The sequence below is a fragment of the Acidibrevibacterium sp. genome, from assembly GCF_049965395.1.
In the GTDB taxonomy this organism is placed as follows: Bacteria; Pseudomonadota; Alphaproteobacteria; order Acetobacterales; family Acetobacteraceae; genus Acidibrevibacterium; species Acidibrevibacterium fodinaquatile.
In genome coordinates this window covers 22854-38900 of the sequence record NZ_JBMFWJ010000003.1, presented here as the reverse complement: position 1 = coordinate 38900, position 16047 = coordinate 22854, and the positions used below count along the sequence as shown (strand labels likewise).

Genomic DNA, 16047 nt, shown 5'->3' with positions numbered 1-16047 from the left:
CTCCACTCTCGTGCCGGGCTCGTCTGGCCGCACGCTCAGCGTCGGCTTGCAAATATCAGCGCCAGTTCTGCATCGGTTTCGATATCGAGGATATCGTCGAGCGCTGGCAGCATGCCCATCTCCTCTTTCGCGATATGCGCGGCGAGCTGGCCGGAAAAATCGGCGCCGGTCGCGCGGAAGTCTCGCCAGAGCGCGGCGGTGAAGCCACGCGACTGGCCCTGTCGCGTGAGGGCGGTGAGGGTTTGCGCGAGCGGGCGGATGTGCGCGTGCTCCTCGGTCAGCAACGCGACCATCGCCGCCGCGCCGGCGGCGTTAAGGCGCGGGAACAGTTCGGCTTCCTCGAAGTCGAAATGCGGGCCGATCTCGAGCGCGATGGCGTGGTCGCAGTCGCGGAGCAGCGCCGCGACCGCCGGCGTTGCGGCGGCCGGCGCATAATCCGGGTGATGCCGGCCGAGCAGGGTGTCGAGCCGCTCGATCAGCGTCAGCGCCGCCAGGTGATCGTCGTGGAGGGCTCGCGTGATATGGGTTTGCATGGTTCGCTTCCTCGTCTTTTTGCGCGTCGTCGCGTCAAAGTTCAGGCTGCTGCAGTGTTATCCGTGGCCATGCCAGCGAGCGCGCGGGCCAGACGCTGCGCGAGCGCGCTCGCGACGCGGCGGCGATAGTGCGCCGCCAACAAGGTCGTGCGCATCGGCGAAACCTGCTTTTGTACCAGTTTCGCCAACCGATCGAGCCAGGCGGCATCGATGCACGCGTTTTCCAAAGCCTCGACGCCGGTGAGCAGGAAGGGGCGGGCGTTGGTGCCGGTGAGCGCGACCCGAAGCCCGGTGATCGTTCCCGCCTCGGCGCGCAGGGCGACGGCGACGCCGGCGAGCGGAAAATCGATCGCCCTGCGCGCCCGCGCTTTGGCATAGGCCGCCGGCCAGGGATCGGCGGGCAGGTGGATGCGGACCAGGAATTCGCCGCGCGCAAGACGGAGATGCGCGGCGCCGTCCTCGACATAGAGATCGGCGAGCGGCGCGCGGCGCAGTCCCGCCGCCCCGGCGATCTCGATCTCGGCGCCATGGACGAGCAGGGCCGGCGCGAGATCGCCACTGAAGGCGGCGTGACAGCGCTTTCCGGTCGGGGCGACATGGCAGGTCTCGCCCTGGTGTTTGAGGCAGAAGCCGTTCGCCTCTCGCCACCAGGCGCTGCGGTTATAGAACAAACAGCGGGTATCGAGGCAGAGATTGCCGCCGATCGTGCCCGCCTCGCGATGCGCCGGGGCGCCGACCGCGCCTGCGGCGGCGACGAGGGCGGGATAGCGTCGCATGATCTCCGGGTTCGCCGCGAGCTCGGCCAGTGTCACGGCCGCGCCGATCGCTGTCGCGTTTTCTCCTGCGGAGATCTCGCGCAGTTCGGGAATATGGCGAAGATCGATCAGCGTTTCCGGCGTGCCGAGACCATGGCGCAGATTGACCATGAGATCGCTGCCGCCGGCAATGAAGCGACTGGCTGGGCAATGCCGGCTGTCATCGATCGCCGCCGCGATCGACCTGGGACGAAGGACGTCAAATTGGGGCAGGATTTCCATCAGACGGTCTCCTCCCGGGCCTTGGCGAGGCGCTCGGCGCGCTGGCGCTGGGCGAGGGCTTCGAGGATCCGGTCCGGCGTCACCGGGAGTGTGTCGATCGCCAAACCCAGCGCATCGGCGATGGCGTTGGTGAGCGCCGGCAGAAAACCGGCGAGCGCGCCTTCGCTCGCCTCCTTCGCACCAAACGGCCCGTTGGGGTCAATGCTTTCGACGATGTGCAGCGCGATCGGCGGTGATTCGATGATTGTCGGCACGCGGTAGTCGAGGAAGCTCGCATGAACGGCACGTCCCTGTTCGTAGCGGGTTTCCTCGCCGATCGCCTGGCCCATGCCCATCCACACCGCCCCCTGGATCTGCCCTTCGACGGCGAGCGGGTTGATCGCGAAGCCGCAATCCTGCGCAACCCAGACTTTTTCCACCGCAACCATGCCGGTCTCGTGATCGACCGCGACCTCCACCACCTGGGCGGCGTAGCTGAAGCCCATGGTGGCGCCGACCGCGCCACCCTTGTGTTTGCCGCCCTGGAATTCGACCGGGCAGGTGAAGCTGCCCTTGGTGGTGATTGCGCCGCCTTCGCGTGCCAGCGCCGCTTGCGCAACCTCGGCGAAGGAGAGAGCGGGATGATCGCCATCGTTCGCGAAGAATGTCTCGTTCTCGCAACTGATCGCCGCCTCCGGCACGCCAAGTCGCGCTGCCGCCGCCGCGACGAGATGGGCGCGCAAAGCGCGCGCGGCGTCGATGGTCGCGTTGCCGACCATGAAGGTCACCCGTGAGGAATAGGAGCCGTTGTCTTTCGGGGTGAGCATGCTGTCGGCTGCCACCACCCGCACCCGGTCGAGGCGAATGCCGAGCATTTCGGCGGCGGCCTGGGCCATCACCGTGCTCGACCCTTGCCCGATATCGGCAGCACCGGTGAGCAGCGTGACGCCGCCGTCGAAATCGAGCCGGAGATGAACAACGGCATGTGGCTCGCCGGTCCAGTGGATCGGCTTGGCCGCACCGCTCACGTAATGCGAGCAGGCCATGCCGAGACCTCGCCCCGGCCCGAGCCGGCCGCGGCGCGCGCGCCAAAGGCTTGCTTGCTCGACCCAGTCGAGACACTCTCCGAGGCCATAGCTCTCGATACGCAGCCCATTCTTGGTTTCGGTCGGGGCGGCGAGGAGATTGGCCCGCCGCACCGCGAATGGATCGAGCCCGAGTTCGCGCGCCATGCGGTCGAGCAGGGATTCGAAGGCGAAGCGGACATCAACCGAGCCATGCCCGCGCATCGCCCCACAGGGTGGCAAATTGGCATAAACCCGGATGCCGTCATAGGCGATTGCCGGAATGTCGTAGAGCCCCTGCAGGAGCGCCCCGGCATAGAGGATGGTGATGATCCCGTAACCGGCATAGGCGCCGCCACGCTGCACCACCTCGGCGGCGCAAGCGGTCAGCCGGCCGGAGCGGGTCATGCCGAGCTTGAGGCGGATTTCGGTCTCCGGCCGGCCGCGATGGGTGAGAAAGGTTTCTTCCCGCGACAGTTTGAGGCTGACTTTGCCGCCGGCGGCGCGGGCGAGCAGGGCGGCGATGATTTCGAAATTGAGCGTCTCCACCCGGGCGCCGAAACCGCCGCCGACGAACGGCTTGACGACGCGGATGCGGCTGGCCTCCATCTCAAGGCAGCGCGCCAGCATCAGATGCACGTAATAGGGCACCTGCGTCGTGCTCCAGATCGTCAGGTAATCGCGCGCCGGATCATATTCGACCAAGGCGGCGTTGCGCTCCATCTGCGCGTGCGCGACCTCGGCGCAAACATAGACATGTTCGCGCACCAGATCGGCGTGCGCGAAGCCGGCCTCGACATCGCCGAAGCGGTGATGGACCGCGCGCTCGATATTGCCTGGCTTGTCGGCGTGCAGCGCGATCGCATCGGGTGCGCGCGCCGCAGCGGCCGTGTCGTAGGCGGGGAGAATGTCGAAGTCGCAGCGGATCAGCTTGAGCGCCGCGGCGGCGGTTTGCGCGTCCACCGCCGCGACCGCCGCCAGCGGCTCGCCGCAATAGCGGACAACGTCGCGCGCCAGCGGATATTCGTTCATCGCGATCGGCAATACGCCGTAGGTCGCGGCGCAATCCGCGCCGGTGATCACCGCGCGCACGCCGGGGAGGGCGCGCGCGGCGGCGGTATCGATGCCGCGGATGCGGGCATGGCTCACGGGGCTGCGCAGAATCCGCCCGACCAGCGCATCGGCGGCGGGCAGATCGGCGGTATATTTCGCCGTGCCCATGACTTTTTCGATGCCGTCGATCAGCGGCGTCGGTTGGCCGACGACATCGCGGTGGTTGCGCATCACGGTCATGGCGCTCCTCGCGTGGCATCCGCGACCGCCTCGATGATTTTGACATAGCCGGTGCAGCGGCAGAGATTGCCCGCGAGGGCAGCGCGGATCGCCGTCTCGTCGGGCGCGGGGATGCTGCGTAGCAGGGCTTCGGCGGCGATGATCATGCCGGGCGTGCAATAGCCGCACTGGGTGCCGAGGCGTTCATGAAAGGCCCGTTGCAGCCGGCTCATGCGACCATTCTCGGCGAGGCCCTCGATGGTCTCGACGTCATGCCCCTCGCATTCCTCGGTGCGGGTCAGACAGGCAAGCCGCGGCCTGCCGTCGATCAGCACCGTGCAGGCGCCACATTCGCCGCCATCGCAGCCCTGTTTGGTGCCGGTGAGGCCGAGCGTTTCGCGCAGCGTGTCGACAAGCAGCGTCGCGTCGGCGACGAGAATGTCCTGCGCCCGGCCATTGACGCGAAAGGTGCGTATTTTGGTTTTCGGTGATGGCTGGTCTCGCTCCATCTCTTCGTTCTCCCCTCGTCGCGCGATCGACTTAAACTGGTACCGCATTGCGTATTTAGCAGGGCGTCGCTGGCGAATGCTTGATCGAGATCAAACGAAGGCGCTTTCGCCGGGTGCAGGAGCGTTAGTCCCCGCAACCGAGGTGCCCGATGCAGCGGGGGGCTCACGCTCGCGGAGCTTGAAGCGTTGGATCTTGCCGGTCGCGGTTTTCGGGAGATCGGCGACGAAATGGAACCAGCGCGGATATTTGTAGGGCGCGAGACGGGCTTTGCAGTGGCGTACCAGGGCTTCGACGATCCCGGCCGGCGGCGCCGCGTCTTGGTTCTTGAGCACGATCCAGGCTTCCGGCTTGATCAGTCTATCGGCATCCGCGCGACCGACGATCGCCGCTTCCAATACCGCGGGATGCTCGATCAGCACCGCCTCGATCTCGGCCGGCGAGCACCAAATGCCGCCCACTTTCAGCATATCGTCGCTGCGGCCGCTATAGGTGTAGGTGCCGTCTTCATTGGCGCAATAGGTGTCGCCGGTGTCGAACCAGCCATCGACCGTGGTCGGCCGGGGATTGCGCCAATAGGACTTGGCGATCGAGAGGCCGCGCACGAGCAATCGTCCCGGCGTGCCGGCCTTTACCTCGCGGCCCTCCGCATCGACGATTTTCAGATCATAGCCCGGCACCGCCCGGCCGGTGCTGCCGGGCCGCACGTCGCCCGGGCGGTTGGAGATGTACATATGCGTCATCTCGGTCGAACCGATGCCGTCGATGATTTCCGTGCCGGTCAACGTGCGCCAGGCTTCGAACAAATGCGCGGGCAGCGCTTCGCCGGCCGAGACGCAAAAGCGCAGTGACGAAAGATTGGGCTTGAGGCGAGGAAATTCGGCGATCTGGCGGGCGAATAATGTCGGGACGCCGAAGAAGATGGTTGGACGGAAGCGATCGATGACGGCGAAGGTCGCCTCTGGCGTCGGCCGCTCCGCCATCAGGATCGCGGTGCCGCCGACCCACAGCGGAAAAGCCATGGCGTTGCTTAGGCCATAGGAAAAGAACAGTTTGGCGGCCGAGAAAAACACATCGTCGGGGCGGAGTCCGAGAGTTTCTATGCCGTAATAATGACAGGCGACCGCGAGATCGCGCTGGGCATGGATCGCGCCCTTTGGCCGGCCGGTCGAGCCGGAGGAATAAAGCCAATAGCACTCATCCTCGGGGCCGCGGGCGGCGGGATCGAGGGTTGCCGCCGCCGCCGCCATCAGCGCCGGCAGGGCCGCGCCATCGCCCCGGGTCGGCAACACCACCGCAGGCTGGTGGTGGGCGGCGCGCAGCGCGGCGGTGATCTCGCCGGCGAGTTCCGGCGAATAGGCCAGCGCATCGGCGGCCGAATCGTCGATCATCCAGGCGTAATCAGCAGCGCGCAGCAGGGTGTTGACCGGGACCGGCACGATCCCGGCGCGGATCGCGCCCCAGAACAGATAGAAGAACGCCGGCTCGTCGAGCACCACCATCAGCAGCCGGCCGCCGCGCGGCACCCCGAGCGCCAGCAGCGCATTGCCGGCCCGTGCGACGCGCTCGGCGAGCATCGCGTAGGTGATTTCCTCGCGCTCGGTGCGGATGGCGATCGCCGCGCCGCGACCTTCGGCGAGAGGACGGTCGATGAACGCGGCGGCGGCGTTAAAACGGGGTGCGAAGTCAAGCCGGCTCGCGTCCGGCGCGGGGGTCACGAGAACGCTATGATCCTGCATCTTTCTCTCCTCTGCTGGGGCGCCGGCTTGGTTTCCCGGCTTGACCCCCCCCGGCTTGGCGCTGCCGCAAAATCGTGCTCCAATACGGCAATTGGCTGGCATTTCGCTCGCGATCCCGGGAGTTGACATGGCACGACGAAGTACGACGCCACCGCCGCCGGCCTCCGGCGAGGATCTGACCATCCGCCCGGCAACCCTCGCCGATGTCGCCGGGGTGATCGCGCTCGATGCGGAGGTCACCGGTCTGCGCAAGGCAGCGTATTGGCACGACATGTTCGAGCGTTTCGGCACCCGCCGGCGCGATCAGCGCTTTTTTCTGGTCGCAGGCGAGCCCCAACGCATCGATGGCTTCATCATCGGTGAAGTGCGCGCCTGGGAGTTCGGCTCGCCGCCGAGTGGCTGGATATTCGCCGTGCAGGTGCGCCCGCGGCTTCGCGTGCGCGGCCTCGGCGCACGCCTGTTCGCTGCCGTCTGCGCGCGCTTTCGCGCGGCCGACGTCGAGCGGGTCCGCACCATGGTCGCGCGCGACAATAGGGTGGTCCACGCCTTCTTCCGCAGCCAGGGCATGATGGCCGGCCCGTTCATCGAATTGGAAATGCGTCTTGACTGAGCGCTCGTTGTTTTCGCCCGCGCGCCGGGTGACGCCAGCATGAAACTGCAGAAAGCGACCGCGTTCGCCCTTTATGCGGTGCTTGAACTCGCCGCCGAGCCGGGGCGTCAGCGCACCGCGGTGGAGATTGCCGAGAAATATGGCATCTCCGCCCACCATCTCGCCAAGGTGCTGCGCGATCTCGGTCGCGCCGGCCTCGTGGACGCGGTGCGCGGCGTCGGCGGCGGCTATCGCTTCGCCGGCAATGCCAAGCGTTTGACCCTGATGGACGTGATCAGTTTGTTCGAGGAGACCGGCGTCGAGGCGGAGGAACCGGTGCCGCCGGGCGAGGGCCAGGACATCGCCGCCGGGCTGCGCTTCTTGCTCGCCGAACTCGATGCCCAGATCGGGGCGACGCTGCGCTCGATCAGCCTCTCCACCATGCTGAAACTGATCGCGCGGCGCCCTTGGGAGGGCGTCGCCGAGATCAAGCCGACGCGTCGGACGCAAACCGCGCGGCGCGCCCGTTGAGACGGCGGCGGCGCGCGGAGGGGGGTGCGGATTACGGCGCACGGCGCCGCTCGAACCCACGGCGACGTCCGCCGGAGAGGATGTCGGGTCGGTGGCCGCGGGTCGGTGTTGCCGGGATCACGAACGTGCGGGTGAAGGCGGCGCGGGTGATCAGGAGGGCCTTCATACCCCAGCCTGAGAGCAGAACCAGCGCGCCACCCGCCATGGCAAGGACCGCGACGATCGGGACCGGATCAAGAAAAATCGGCGTGACCAGGGCGGCGGCGATCAGGCCGAGACCCGCGCGGTGCAGCGCACGAAGACGCCGCGCGGTGGGTGCCGCGAACACCGCAAGACTCGCCGCCGCGCCCGCCTCCCGCGCGAGAGCGCTGCGATAGAAGCGCCATGCCAGCTCGCGCGCGAGCCCAGCGGCCAAGGCGAGGCCGAGCGCGACGTCGCCCCGCGGCCCGACGATGAGCGCGAGGGCGCAGCCCTCGGCGAGACCGGCGGCGAGGATCAGCGCCACGATCTCCTGCTGCCGCCACGCCGGAATCCCGCGCGCGGCGCGCAGGATGCGGGCTTGGCAATAGAGAAATCCCACCGCCAGCGCCGCCGTGATCACCGCGAGAGTGGGGCGCGAAACCGCCGCTGCGACCACGCCAAGCGGGATCACCGCGGCCGCGACGATCCCCTCACGCGTCATCCATGAGGTGCGGGGATGAAAGAAAACATGAAGCGCGCGCCAGGGTTTGCCGATTTCGAGCCAGACCAGCGCGAGCCCTGCTGCGATTAAGGCAACGCCGAGCACAAGTGTCGCGCGAAACGAAGCGCCGCTGGCCGCGGCCACGGCGGCGGCAACGATCAGCCCCGACCCCGTGCCGCCGCCGATGAAATTCCCCGCCGCGCGCACGTCCCAATAGCGCTGGCGCCGGGAAGCGGTGCTGGCACCGGCGCGCCGCCGGCCGGTTGCGATCAGCTCGCTCATAGCGTTCCCTTGTCCCAGATATAGTAAAAGCCAGGCTCGGTCCCTTCGCGTTCCTGAAGACGGAACCAGCGGTTTTCCGCGAGCAGCGCGGCGATCGGCCCGCTCTTGTCTTCGATGTCGCCGAAGCTGAGTGCACCGGAGATGCACGCATTGACGCAAAGCGGTGTCGCTTCCGGATCCCGACCGGGCACAAGGCCGCGGGCGGTGCCGGCGTCGATGCGGCCGGCACAGAAGGTGCATTTGCTGGCCACCCCGACCGTGCTTTTGTTAAGGCGCGCCGCTTCGGCCTCGGTTGGCATCTCGCCGAACGCATAACGCGGCTGATCGATGAGGCTGCGTGCGTCATACGGGCAGGCCATGATGCAATAGCTGCAACCAATGCAGAGATCGTCATCGATGGTGATGATGCCGTCTTCGCGCTGCTTGGTCGCCGTCGATGGACAAACCTCAAGGCAGGGCGGGTTGGCGCAATGTTGGCAGCCGAACGGAACGAACACCCGGCTGACTTCGGGATAGGTGCCGGCCTCGAGATCGAGCACGCGCCGCCATTGCACCCCGGGGGGCGTTGCGTTGCCTTCCTTGCAGGCCGCGGTGCAGGTCTGGCAGCCGACGCAGCGGCGGAGATCGGCGACCATCACATAGCGGGTCATGCCGCACCTGCCAGCGCCGGCGGCGCGATTTTGTAAACCGCAACGCGCACCACATCGGCGCCCGAGCCAGTGGCGTCGGTCAAGGCGAGCGACAGCGGTATGATCCGATTGAGCGAGGGAAAAGCGAGATCCTTGGCGAACGGGGTTTTCCAGTGCGCGAACTGGCCGGGAATGACCACCGTGTCCGGCCGGCATCCCTGCACCAAGCAAGCTTGGCCGGTCGTTGCGCCGGTCGGCGAGCGCACCTCGACCCAGTCGTGATCGGCGATGCCGAGGCGAGCCGCCGTCGCCGCGTTGAGGATCACCGCGCCATGGCCGCGGAGATTGGCACTGACCTCATGCATCAAGGGAATGCCGGCGTTATTGCCGGTGGTGTAGGCCATCACCTTGGTGGTGATCCCCCAGAGCGGATAATCCGCCGGATCGCCGCCTTGGGCGCGGATCGCCTGCACCCAGCGGCCCGGCACGTCGTGCCATTGCGGCACGGCAACGTATTCGTCGAGTTGGCTGTCCCACCAATGGATGTTCTGTTCATGGAGGCGCCGGCCGAGTTCCTCGCCGACGCGGAGCAAGCGTTCCTGATAGGGCAGCTCAAAACGAAGCCCAAGCCGCGTCATGGTCGGATAGAGATACCAGTCCTCACGCTTGAATGGCACGACGTAATGGCCATGGGCGTGGAACCAGTCGAGATCGTGGATGTCGGCGCCGTGGCTGAGTTCGGCGGTGGCCGCCTTGCAGACCGCGTTCCAGATCGTATCGACATTATGCACGCGCTCGGTCGGCAGGCGGAAATCATAGCCCTCGCCGGCGAGCGGGACGCCGGCGGCGCCGCGATTGAGGGCGGCGTTGTAGCGTTCGATGAGCCCGGTGCGATAGGCAAGCTCGGTCGAGATCCAGGTGAAATCACGCGCCTCGCCGCGTGGTGCGATCGCCGGGGCGCGTAGCGCAACGCCGTGATGGGCCCAGTGCTGCTCGACGAACTTGGTGCCGCCAATCCGGATCACCTGGGTGCTTTCGAGGTCGCCCGCCTCCGGCAGCAGAATATCGGCCATGTGGTTGGTTTCATCGAAAGTATAGGCAAAAGCGACGATGAACGGCATGCGCGCCATCGCCCGGCCGATCTCCGCGGTATCCCAGAACGAGATGGCGGGATTTGTGCGAAAAGCAAACCAGATCTCCGGCAATTCCGGGTGTGGCCATTCTTTCGGGGCCTCGCGAGAGAACATCCAGCTGAGATGGGTCGGGCCGAGCGCCTGCGCCCAGGGCGAATTGCCGACGATCGGCACCAGCGTGCGATGGGCGTTGCGCCCGGTTGGCGTCGCCTGCCAGTCTTTCTGCCCGGTCGGGTTGAAGTGCGCCACCATGAAACCATCTTCGCCGGGCTCGACGCTTTTCAGCCGGTTCTCATGCGGCCGGTTGAGCCGCACCGTCGTCCCCAGCGTGCCACCCGGCACTTCCAGCGCCCCAACCAGCACCGCCAGCATGGTGCGCGCCCAGCAGCATTCATAGGCGCCCCAGCCGTTATTGACGGTTTTCCCGAGGGTCACGGCGACGGGGCGGAATGGCAGCGTCGCGCCATCGATCTCGATGGTCTCGCCGATGCAGGCATGGTCGAGGAACTCGGCGGCGATGCGGCGAATGGTCGCGGCCGGGATGTCGCACACCGCGGCGGCCCAGTCTGGGGTATAAGGGGCCATGGCGTCGACCATGGCGGCAAAAGCGGTGCGGGCGGCGGCATCGGGCCGCGGGCGGATGTCCTCGTCGGGACCGCGTGTTACCGCGTTGGCGACGGTGAAGCACCCCTCCAGCGCCGGACGCGCACCTTCAGTGTCGAACGGCACCGCTCGGGCGCTGATCTCATCCCACAACAATGGTTTGAGGCTCAGCGGATCGCGCAGATAATAGCCATCTTCGCCGACCAGATAGGGCGAGGCGGTGCGATCGCGGAGAAAGGCGAGATCGAGCCGGCTTCGCGGATGCGCGAACAAAATCTCATGGATGAGGGCGAACAGGAAAGCGGCATCGGTTTTCGGCTTGATCGGCACCCATTCGGCCGAACAGGCGGCGGTCGGCGAGAGATGCGGCTCGACCTGCACCCGCTTGACGCCCCGGATGCGCGCATCGGCGTGGCGCCGCACCGCGCAGACGCCGCCCGAGACTTCGACATTGGCGCCACACGAGATGATATAGCGCGTATGCACGGTATCGGCGGCGACAGTGAAGCCGCGATGCCAGAACTCGCCATAGAGATGCTCGGAATGGACGCATTTGACGCCTTGGCCGGAGCCGAAACTGTAATCGATCGCGCCCCAAGCGGAGAGAAAGGCGGGGAACGTGCCCATATAACTCTGCGGCGTGCCGCCATGGCCGAAGGTGGCTGCAACGCGTGGCAAACCGGCCTCGTTCAGCAAGCCGCGCGCACGAATGTCGCGGAGCCGGGCGGCGATGGTATCGAGCGCCTCATCCCAGGAAATCGGAACGAAGCCGGGATCTTCGTCGCGGCCCTTGCGCGGATTGGTGCGCTTCATCGGGGTCAGCACGCGGTGCGGATTATAGGTCTTCTGCACCAGACCAAACGCCTTGACGCAGACCCGGCCGAGGCCAGGATGGATCGCTGCCGCCTGGTGGCAGGGCTCGATGCGCGTTGCCACGCCGTTTTCGACGCGTACCGTCATCAAATCGGGACCGGCGACGCAATTATAGCAATAGCTCGGCACCGCACGGATGTCTTTTTTCGCTGGCTTGGACATCATCTTCGCTCCCTTACGGCGCGGGCCGGAGATCGCGCACCCGCGCCGCCTTACCCTCCGAGCGCGGCAACGTACCCGTCGCTTCGACCGCGATCGCGGCGCTGACGCCGATCAGCGATTTGATCCGGTGTGCGATCTCGCGCGCGAGCGCCGCATAGCCGGCGGGATCGAGGCACGGATCGGCTTCCACCCTCACCGTCAGCGTATCCATCACGCCCTTGTGCTCAACGACGAGTTGATAATGCGGGCTCGCGCCGGCGACGCCGACCAACGCCGCCTCGACCTGGCTCGGATAGAGGTTGACGCCGCGGATGATCAGCATGTCGTCGCTGCGCCCGGTGATGCGCATGATCCGCGCATGCGTCCGCCCGCAAGCGCAGGGTGTGACATCGAGGCGGGTGATGTCGCGGGTGCGATAGCGCAGCATCGGTAGCGCCTCTTTGGTGAGGGTGGTGATCACCAGCTCTCCCGGCGTCCCTGGCGGCAGGGACGCGCCGGTCTCGGGATGCACTGTCTCGAATAAGAAATGATCCTCCCAGCCATGGAGGCCAGCAGCGGCTTCACACTCGACCGCGACCCCTGGACCCAGCACTTCCGACAAACCATAGACATCGCGGGCGACGATCCCGAGCCGCGCCGAGAGTTCGGCGCGCATCCCCTCCGACCACGGCTCGGCGCCGAACAGGCCTAGCCGCAGCGGCCCGGCGCGGAGATCGATGCCGTCGCGTTCGGCGACTTCGGCGAGGTTGAGGGCGTAGGATGGCGTTGCGCACAGCACGGTCGCGGCGAAATCGCGCAGCAGCGTAACCTGCCGTTCGGTGCCGCCGCCGGAAGCCGGCACCACGGTGGCGCCCAGGCGCTCGGCGCCGCCGTGAAAGCCGAGCCCGCCGGTGAATAGGCCATAGCCGTAGGCATTGTGGATGACATCACCCGGTCGCGCCCCGGCGGTGGCGAGGGAACGGGCGACCAACTCGGCCCAGAGATCGAGATCGCCGCTGGTATAGCCGACCACGGTGGGCCGCCCGGTGGTGCCCGAAGAGGCATGCAGCCGCAACACATCGGCGCGCGGCACGGCGAAAAGACCGAACGGATAGGCATCGCGGAGATCGGTTTTCAGGCTGAAGGGGAAGCGGGCGAGATCGTCGAGCCTGCGAAGATCCTCCGGCCGCACGCCGATGGCGTCGCATTTCGCACGATAGGGCGCGACCCGGTCGTAGGTCCGCCGCAGCACCGCGCGCAGCCGCTCCCACTGCAAGGCGGCCAGCGCATCGCGCGACATCGTCTCGATCGCCGGCTGAAAGCGATAGGCATCGCGGGCCGGGAGGATGTGCGGCGCGGCGAGTGCACCATCGCCGCGGCCATCGCAAAGGTCGCGACGAAAGGCAATGCTGTTGTCGGCGAGGCCCATCACTTGTCCCTCCCTTAGAACGGCTTCCGCGCAGCGGCTCAACGTTCCGCCGCGCCAGCCATTTGCGCTTTCGCGATTTTCGCGGCCAAGCGTTGCTTCGATTTCGCCATATCGACGATGAAGCGGGTGTGCTGGCCGCGGGCGATTTCCTCGATCGCGTCGAAGGCGATGACATCGAGCACGACGCGGCGGCCCTCGATCCCGGCGATGGTCGCGGTGATGCGGACCTCCATGCCGAGCGGGGTGGCCGCCGAATGGTCGAACGCGGCGCTGACGCCGACCGAATCCTCGCCGACGTCACAATGCGCCAAAAGCAAGTTGCGGCAGATGAATTCGATATCGCGCAGCAGCTCTGGGGTGCCGTAGATGCGCAGATCCTCGCCCATGAAATCGATCGTGCGCGACCGATCGACGATCCGGGTTTCTGTGCGTGAGAGACCTGGGCGAAGGGTTTCTTTCATCGACGTTTCTCCTTGCAATAGCGGCGCTTGAGGAACAGGCCCGGGTTCGATCGAATGAGTTTAGGACCGCGGCTTTATAGACTCCTCGTCGAGGTCGACGGTTGGCCGTCTTTTTACCGAAAAGAGTAAGTTTTTACCTAATTAACCGACCTCTAGAGGCGCGCATTGTCGGCACAAAAAAGCACGCGACATTGATCTAGATCAAAGCGAGATGCGATCATCGGGGGCAAACGGGACCTTAGCCGCATAATCAGTAATACGGTGCGGAAATATGGTTATAATGGGGCTGGCGATGGCTTCATCGACACCGCAAGACCATAACGGCGGAGGAGATCCGGGGATGGCCGAGACGGCTTACCAATGGTTGATGACCGAACCAGCTGCGCCCTTCATTCGGCGCGGGTTCGATCCCTTTCCTCCCGGCGCCGGCGAAGTGGTGGTGGCGATTGCTGGCTGTGGCGTCTGCCATACTGATCTCGGCTATGTCTATGATGGCGTGCGCACCCATCAGCCGCCGCCACTCGCGCTCGGCCATGAAATCAGTGGCCATGTGGTCGCCGCCGGCGCCGGCGAAGAGCGCTGGCTCGGCCAGGCGGTTATCATCCCGGCGGTGCTCCCGTGCGGAGAATGCGATCTTTGCCGGCGCGGTCTTGTGACTATCTGCCGGCGCCAGAAAATGCCAGGCAATGACATCGATGGCGGCTTCGCGAGCCATATCCGCGTGCCGGGGCGCGGCCTCTGCGCGGTCGATCCCGTCCGGCTCGCCGCCGCCGGCCTTGCGCTCGCCGACGTTTCCGTGGTCGCGGATGCGGTAACGACACCCTATCAGGCAGTACACCGCGCCGGCGTCGGGCCGGGAGATCTCGCGATCGTCATTGGGATTGGCGGCGTTGGCGGCTATGCTGCGCAGATCGCCGCCGCCTTCGGGGCAACCGTCGTTGCGATCGACATCGATACCAACAAGCTCGACGAGATCGGCCATTATGGCGCCGCCCTGACGCTCGATGCGCGGGCGGTCGATCCGCGCGCCCAGAAGGCGGCGATCGTCGCATTCGCGACCGCGCGCGGCCTGCGGCAGACGGAGTGGAAAATTTTTGAATGCTCCGGCACCGCCGCCGGTCAAAGCAATGCCTGGGGTCTGCTTGTTCCTGGCGCGACACTCGCCGTGGTCGGGTTCACGATGGCGCGGGTGGAGATAAGGCTCTCCAATCTGATGGCGTTCGATGCCCGCGCGCTCGGCAACTGGGGCTGTCCGCCGGAACTTTATCCCGCCGCTCTCGACCTCGTGCTTGCCGGCAAAGTGCGGCTCACGCCATTCATCGAACACCATCCGCTTGATGAGATCAACGCGGTATTCACCAAAGCGCACGCGCACGCGTTGAAGCGTCGTGCCATTCTTGTCCCCGCCTTCTGAGAGGAAACCGATCCATGGCTGAAACCCCGCTTGCTGTTGCCGCTCGCACCAAGCCTGCGACCCTGGCTTCGCATACGCTGGCCGAAGAGATTTCCTTCCCGGGGTTGCGGGTTGAGACGCGCCCGGCGCGCCTCCCCGACGGCAGAATTGTCGAGGGGCTCAATAACATCTGGATCATTCTCGACAACCAAAGCCAGCTCAATTCGTATACGACGGCGATGGTAAAGGGCGTGATCCTTGCCTTTCGCGCGGCCTCCGCGGCGCGCGATGTCGTCGCGGTGGTCTTCACCGGCAGCGGTGATCGTGCCTTTTGCACCGGCGGTAACACCAAGGAATACGCTGAGTATTATGCCGGAAATCCGCAGGAATACCGCCAATATATGCGCCTGTTTAACGACATGGTCTCGGCCATTCTCGGCTGCGACAAGCCTGTCGTTTGCCGTATCAACGGCATGCGTATCGGCGGCGGCCAGGAGATCGGCATGGCGTGTGATTTCTCGATCGCCCAGGATCTCGCCCGCCTCGGCCAGGCTGGTCCCAAACACGGCTCGGCGGCGATCGGCGGCGCGACCGATTTCCTGCCGCTGATGATCGGCATGGAGCGGGCTCTCGAATCCGGCACACTCTGCGAACATTGGTCGGCGCACAAGGCCTATCGATTCGGCATGCTACACGACATCGTTCCGGCGCTGAAGGTCGATGGCAACTTCGTGCCCAATCCGCTGGTGATCACCGATCGCTTGTTGGACGAGTGGGGCCGCTTTGCGCTCGGCGAACCCAAAACCGGCGCTGCGTTGGACGAGGGAAAGCGCATGCTCGCCCGCGGCACCATCGACCTCTCGCTGCTCGATGAGAAGGTCGACGCGCTCTGTGGCAAGTTGCTGCTGACCTTCCCGGAATGTTTGACAAAAAGCCTGGAAGAACTTCGTAAGCCGAAAATTGAAGCGTGGAACCGCAACAAAGAAGACTCGCGGGCTTGGCTCGCGCTCAATATGCTGGCCGAGGCGCGCACCGGCTTTCGCGCCTTCAATGAAGGTCCGCGCGAGCAGCGCGAAATCGATTTCGTCTCTCTCCGTCTGGCACTTGCGCAAGGCGCGCCATGGACAGAGGCTCTGGTCGAGAGCCTGATCCCGCGCGCGGGAGCCTGAC

Annotated in this window: 14 protein-coding genes; 4 read left to right on the top strand and 10 right to left on the bottom strand. The window is 66.0% G+C overall.

Features of this window, described 5'->3' with window-relative positions; genetic code table 11:
* Nucleotides 1–35 precede the first annotated feature (35 nt).
* The 5 genes from ACP5M5_RS01915 to ACP5M5_RS01895 all read right to left on the bottom strand — a co-directional run bounded on the left by ACP5M5_RS01915 (nucleotide 36) and on the right by ACP5M5_RS01895 (nucleotide 6131).
* Nucleotides 36–533 (bottom strand): hemerythrin domain-containing protein, encoded by a 498-nt coding sequence (locus tag ACP5M5_RS01915; protein ID WP_427935159.1) that lies wholly within the window; start codon nucleotides 531–533, stop codon nucleotides 36–38.
* Between the two features lie 41 nt (nucleotides 534–574).
* A complete protein-coding gene (hcrB, locus tag ACP5M5_RS01910) occupies nucleotides 575–1570 on the bottom strand; it encodes a 4-hydroxybenzoyl-CoA reductase subunit beta (protein WP_427935157.1) in 996 nt (331 codons plus the stop codon).
* On the bottom strand, nucleotides 1570–3906 hold the full coding sequence (gene hcrA / locus ACP5M5_RS01905) for a 4-hydroxybenzoyl-CoA reductase subunit alpha (protein WP_427935156.1): 2337 nt from the start codon (nucleotides 3904–3906) through the stop codon (nucleotides 1570–1572). Before hcrA ends, hcrB begins: the two co-directional genes overlap by 1 nt.
* Entirely contained in the window at nucleotides 3903–4394 is a 492-nt protein-coding gene (locus tag ACP5M5_RS01900) for a (2Fe-2S)-binding protein (RefSeq protein WP_427935154.1), read from the bottom strand. Before ACP5M5_RS01900 ends, hcrA begins: the two co-directional genes overlap by 4 nt.
* 90 nt (nucleotides 4395–4484) lie before the next feature.
* On the bottom strand, nucleotides 4485–6131 hold the full coding sequence (locus tag ACP5M5_RS01895; RefSeq protein WP_427935152.1) for a benzoate-CoA ligase family protein: 1647 nt from the start codon (nucleotides 6129–6131) through the stop codon (nucleotides 4485–4487).
* A gap of 127 nt (nucleotides 6132–6258) precedes the next feature.
* On the opposite strand from ACP5M5_RS01895, the gene ACP5M5_RS01890 reads away from it, so the two are divergent.
* Nucleotides 6259–6741: an N-acetyltransferase family protein gene (locus tag ACP5M5_RS01890; RefSeq protein WP_427935151.1), complete on the top strand. Its 483-nt coding sequence runs from the start codon at nucleotides 6259–6261 to the stop codon at nucleotides 6739–6741.
* Between the two features lie 39 nt (nucleotides 6742–6780).
* The gene (locus ACP5M5_RS01885; RefSeq protein ID WP_427935150.1) at nucleotides 6781–7251 is read left to right on the top strand and encodes an Rrf2 family transcriptional regulator; all 471 of its coding nucleotides are present in this window, start codon (nucleotides 6781–6783) and stop codon (nucleotides 7249–7251) included.
* Nucleotides 7252–7282: 31 nt separating this feature from the next.
* Here ACP5M5_RS01885 and ACP5M5_RS01880 read toward each other — a convergent pair whose 3' ends face one another.
* From ACP5M5_RS01880 to ACP5M5_RS01860, 5 genes are read right to left on the bottom strand one after another with little or no spacing between them, the layout of a single operon-like run.
* A complete protein-coding gene (locus ACP5M5_RS01880; RefSeq protein WP_427935149.1) occupies nucleotides 7283–8215 on the bottom strand; it encodes a hypothetical protein in 933 nt (310 codons plus the stop codon).
* Nucleotides 8212–8865 (bottom strand): 4Fe-4S dicluster domain-containing protein, encoded by a 654-nt coding sequence (locus tag ACP5M5_RS01875; protein WP_427935148.1) that lies wholly within the window; start codon nucleotides 8863–8865, stop codon nucleotides 8212–8214. The genes ACP5M5_RS01880 and ACP5M5_RS01875 overlap by 4 nt, the downstream gene beginning before the upstream one ends.
* Entirely contained in the window at nucleotides 8862–11618 is a 2757-nt protein-coding gene (locus ACP5M5_RS01870) for a molybdopterin-dependent oxidoreductase (protein WP_427935147.1), read from the bottom strand. Before ACP5M5_RS01870 ends, ACP5M5_RS01875 begins: the two co-directional genes overlap by 4 nt.
* A gap of 10 nt (nucleotides 11619–11628) precedes the next feature.
* Nucleotides 11629–13023 carry a phenylacetate--CoA ligase family protein gene (locus tag ACP5M5_RS01865; protein WP_427935145.1) on the bottom strand — a complete coding sequence of 465 codons (1395 nt, stop codon included), beginning with the start codon at nucleotides 13021–13023 and terminating at the stop codon, nucleotides 11629–11631.
* 38 nt (nucleotides 13024–13061) lie between these two features.
* On the bottom strand, nucleotides 13062–13484 hold the full coding sequence (locus ACP5M5_RS01860) for a thioesterase family protein (RefSeq protein WP_427935143.1): 423 nt from the start codon (nucleotides 13482–13484) through the stop codon (nucleotides 13062–13064).
* A gap of 340 nt (nucleotides 13485–13824) precedes the next feature.
* On the opposite strand from ACP5M5_RS01860, the gene had reads away from it, so the two are divergent.
* Both had and oah read left to right on the top strand, forming a co-directional pair.
* The gene (had, locus tag ACP5M5_RS01855) at nucleotides 13825–14898 is read left to right on the top strand and encodes a 6-hydroxycyclohex-1-ene-1-carbonyl-CoA dehydrogenase (protein WP_427935142.1); all 1074 of its coding nucleotides are present in this window, start codon (nucleotides 13825–13827) and stop codon (nucleotides 14896–14898) included.
* A gap of 14 nt (nucleotides 14899–14912) precedes the next feature.
* Nucleotides 14913–16046 carry a 6-oxocyclohex-1-ene-1-carbonyl-CoA hydratase gene (oah, locus tag ACP5M5_RS01850; RefSeq protein WP_427935141.1) on the top strand — a complete coding sequence of 378 codons (1134 nt, stop codon included), beginning with the start codon at nucleotides 14913–14915 and terminating at the stop codon, nucleotides 16044–16046.
* The last annotated feature ends 1 nt before the right edge of the window (nucleotide 16047 follow it).

Excerpts from the sequence above, each read along its gene's own strand:
- ACP5M5_RS01915 (WP_427935159.1), bottom strand. The coding sequence starts at position 533 with ATGCAAACCCATATCACGCGAGCCCTCCACGACGATCACCTGGCGGCG.
- hcrB (WP_427935157.1), bottom strand. The coding sequence starts at position 1,570 with ATGGAAATCCTGCCCCAATTTGACGTCCTTCGTCCCAGGTCGATCGCG.
- hcrA (WP_427935156.1), bottom strand. The coding sequence starts at position 3,906 with ATGACCGTGATGCGCAACCACCGCGATGTCGTCGGCCAACCGACGCCG.
- ACP5M5_RS01900 (WP_427935154.1), bottom strand. The coding sequence starts at position 4,394 with ATGGAGCGAGACCAGCCATCACCGAAAACCAAAATACGCACCTTTCGC.
- ACP5M5_RS01895 (WP_427935152.1), bottom strand. The coding sequence starts at position 6,131 with ATGCAGGATCATAGCGTTCTCGTGACCCCCGCGCCGGACGCGAGCCGG.
- ACP5M5_RS01890 (WP_427935151.1), top strand. The coding sequence starts at position 6,259 with ATGGCACGACGAAGTACGACGCCACCGCCGCCGGCCTCCGGCGAGGAT.
- ACP5M5_RS01885 (WP_427935150.1), top strand. The coding sequence starts at position 6,781 with ATGAAACTGCAGAAAGCGACCGCGTTCGCCCTTTATGCGGTGCTTGAA.
- ACP5M5_RS01880 (WP_427935149.1), bottom strand. The coding sequence starts at position 8,215 with ATGAGCGAGCTGATCGCAACCGGCCGGCGGCGCGCCGGTGCCAGCACC.
- ACP5M5_RS01875 (WP_427935148.1), bottom strand. The coding sequence starts at position 8,865 with ATGACCCGCTATGTGATGGTCGCCGATCTCCGCCGCTGCGTCGGCTGC.
- ACP5M5_RS01870 (WP_427935147.1), bottom strand. The coding sequence starts at position 11,618 with ATGATGTCCAAGCCAGCGAAAAAAGACATCCGTGCGGTGCCGAGCTAT.
- ACP5M5_RS01865 (WP_427935145.1), bottom strand. The coding sequence starts at position 13,023 with ATGGGCCTCGCCGACAACAGCATTGCCTTTCGTCGCGACCTTTGCGAT.
- ACP5M5_RS01860 (WP_427935143.1), bottom strand. The coding sequence starts at position 13,484 with ATGAAAGAAACCCTTCGCCCAGGTCTCTCACGCACAGAAACCCGGATC.
- had (WP_427935142.1), top strand. The coding sequence starts at position 13,825 with ATGGCCGAGACGGCTTACCAATGGTTGATGACCGAACCAGCTGCGCCC.
- oah (WP_427935141.1), top strand. The coding sequence starts at position 14,913 with ATGGCTGAAACCCCGCTTGCTGTTGCCGCTCGCACCAAGCCTGCGACC.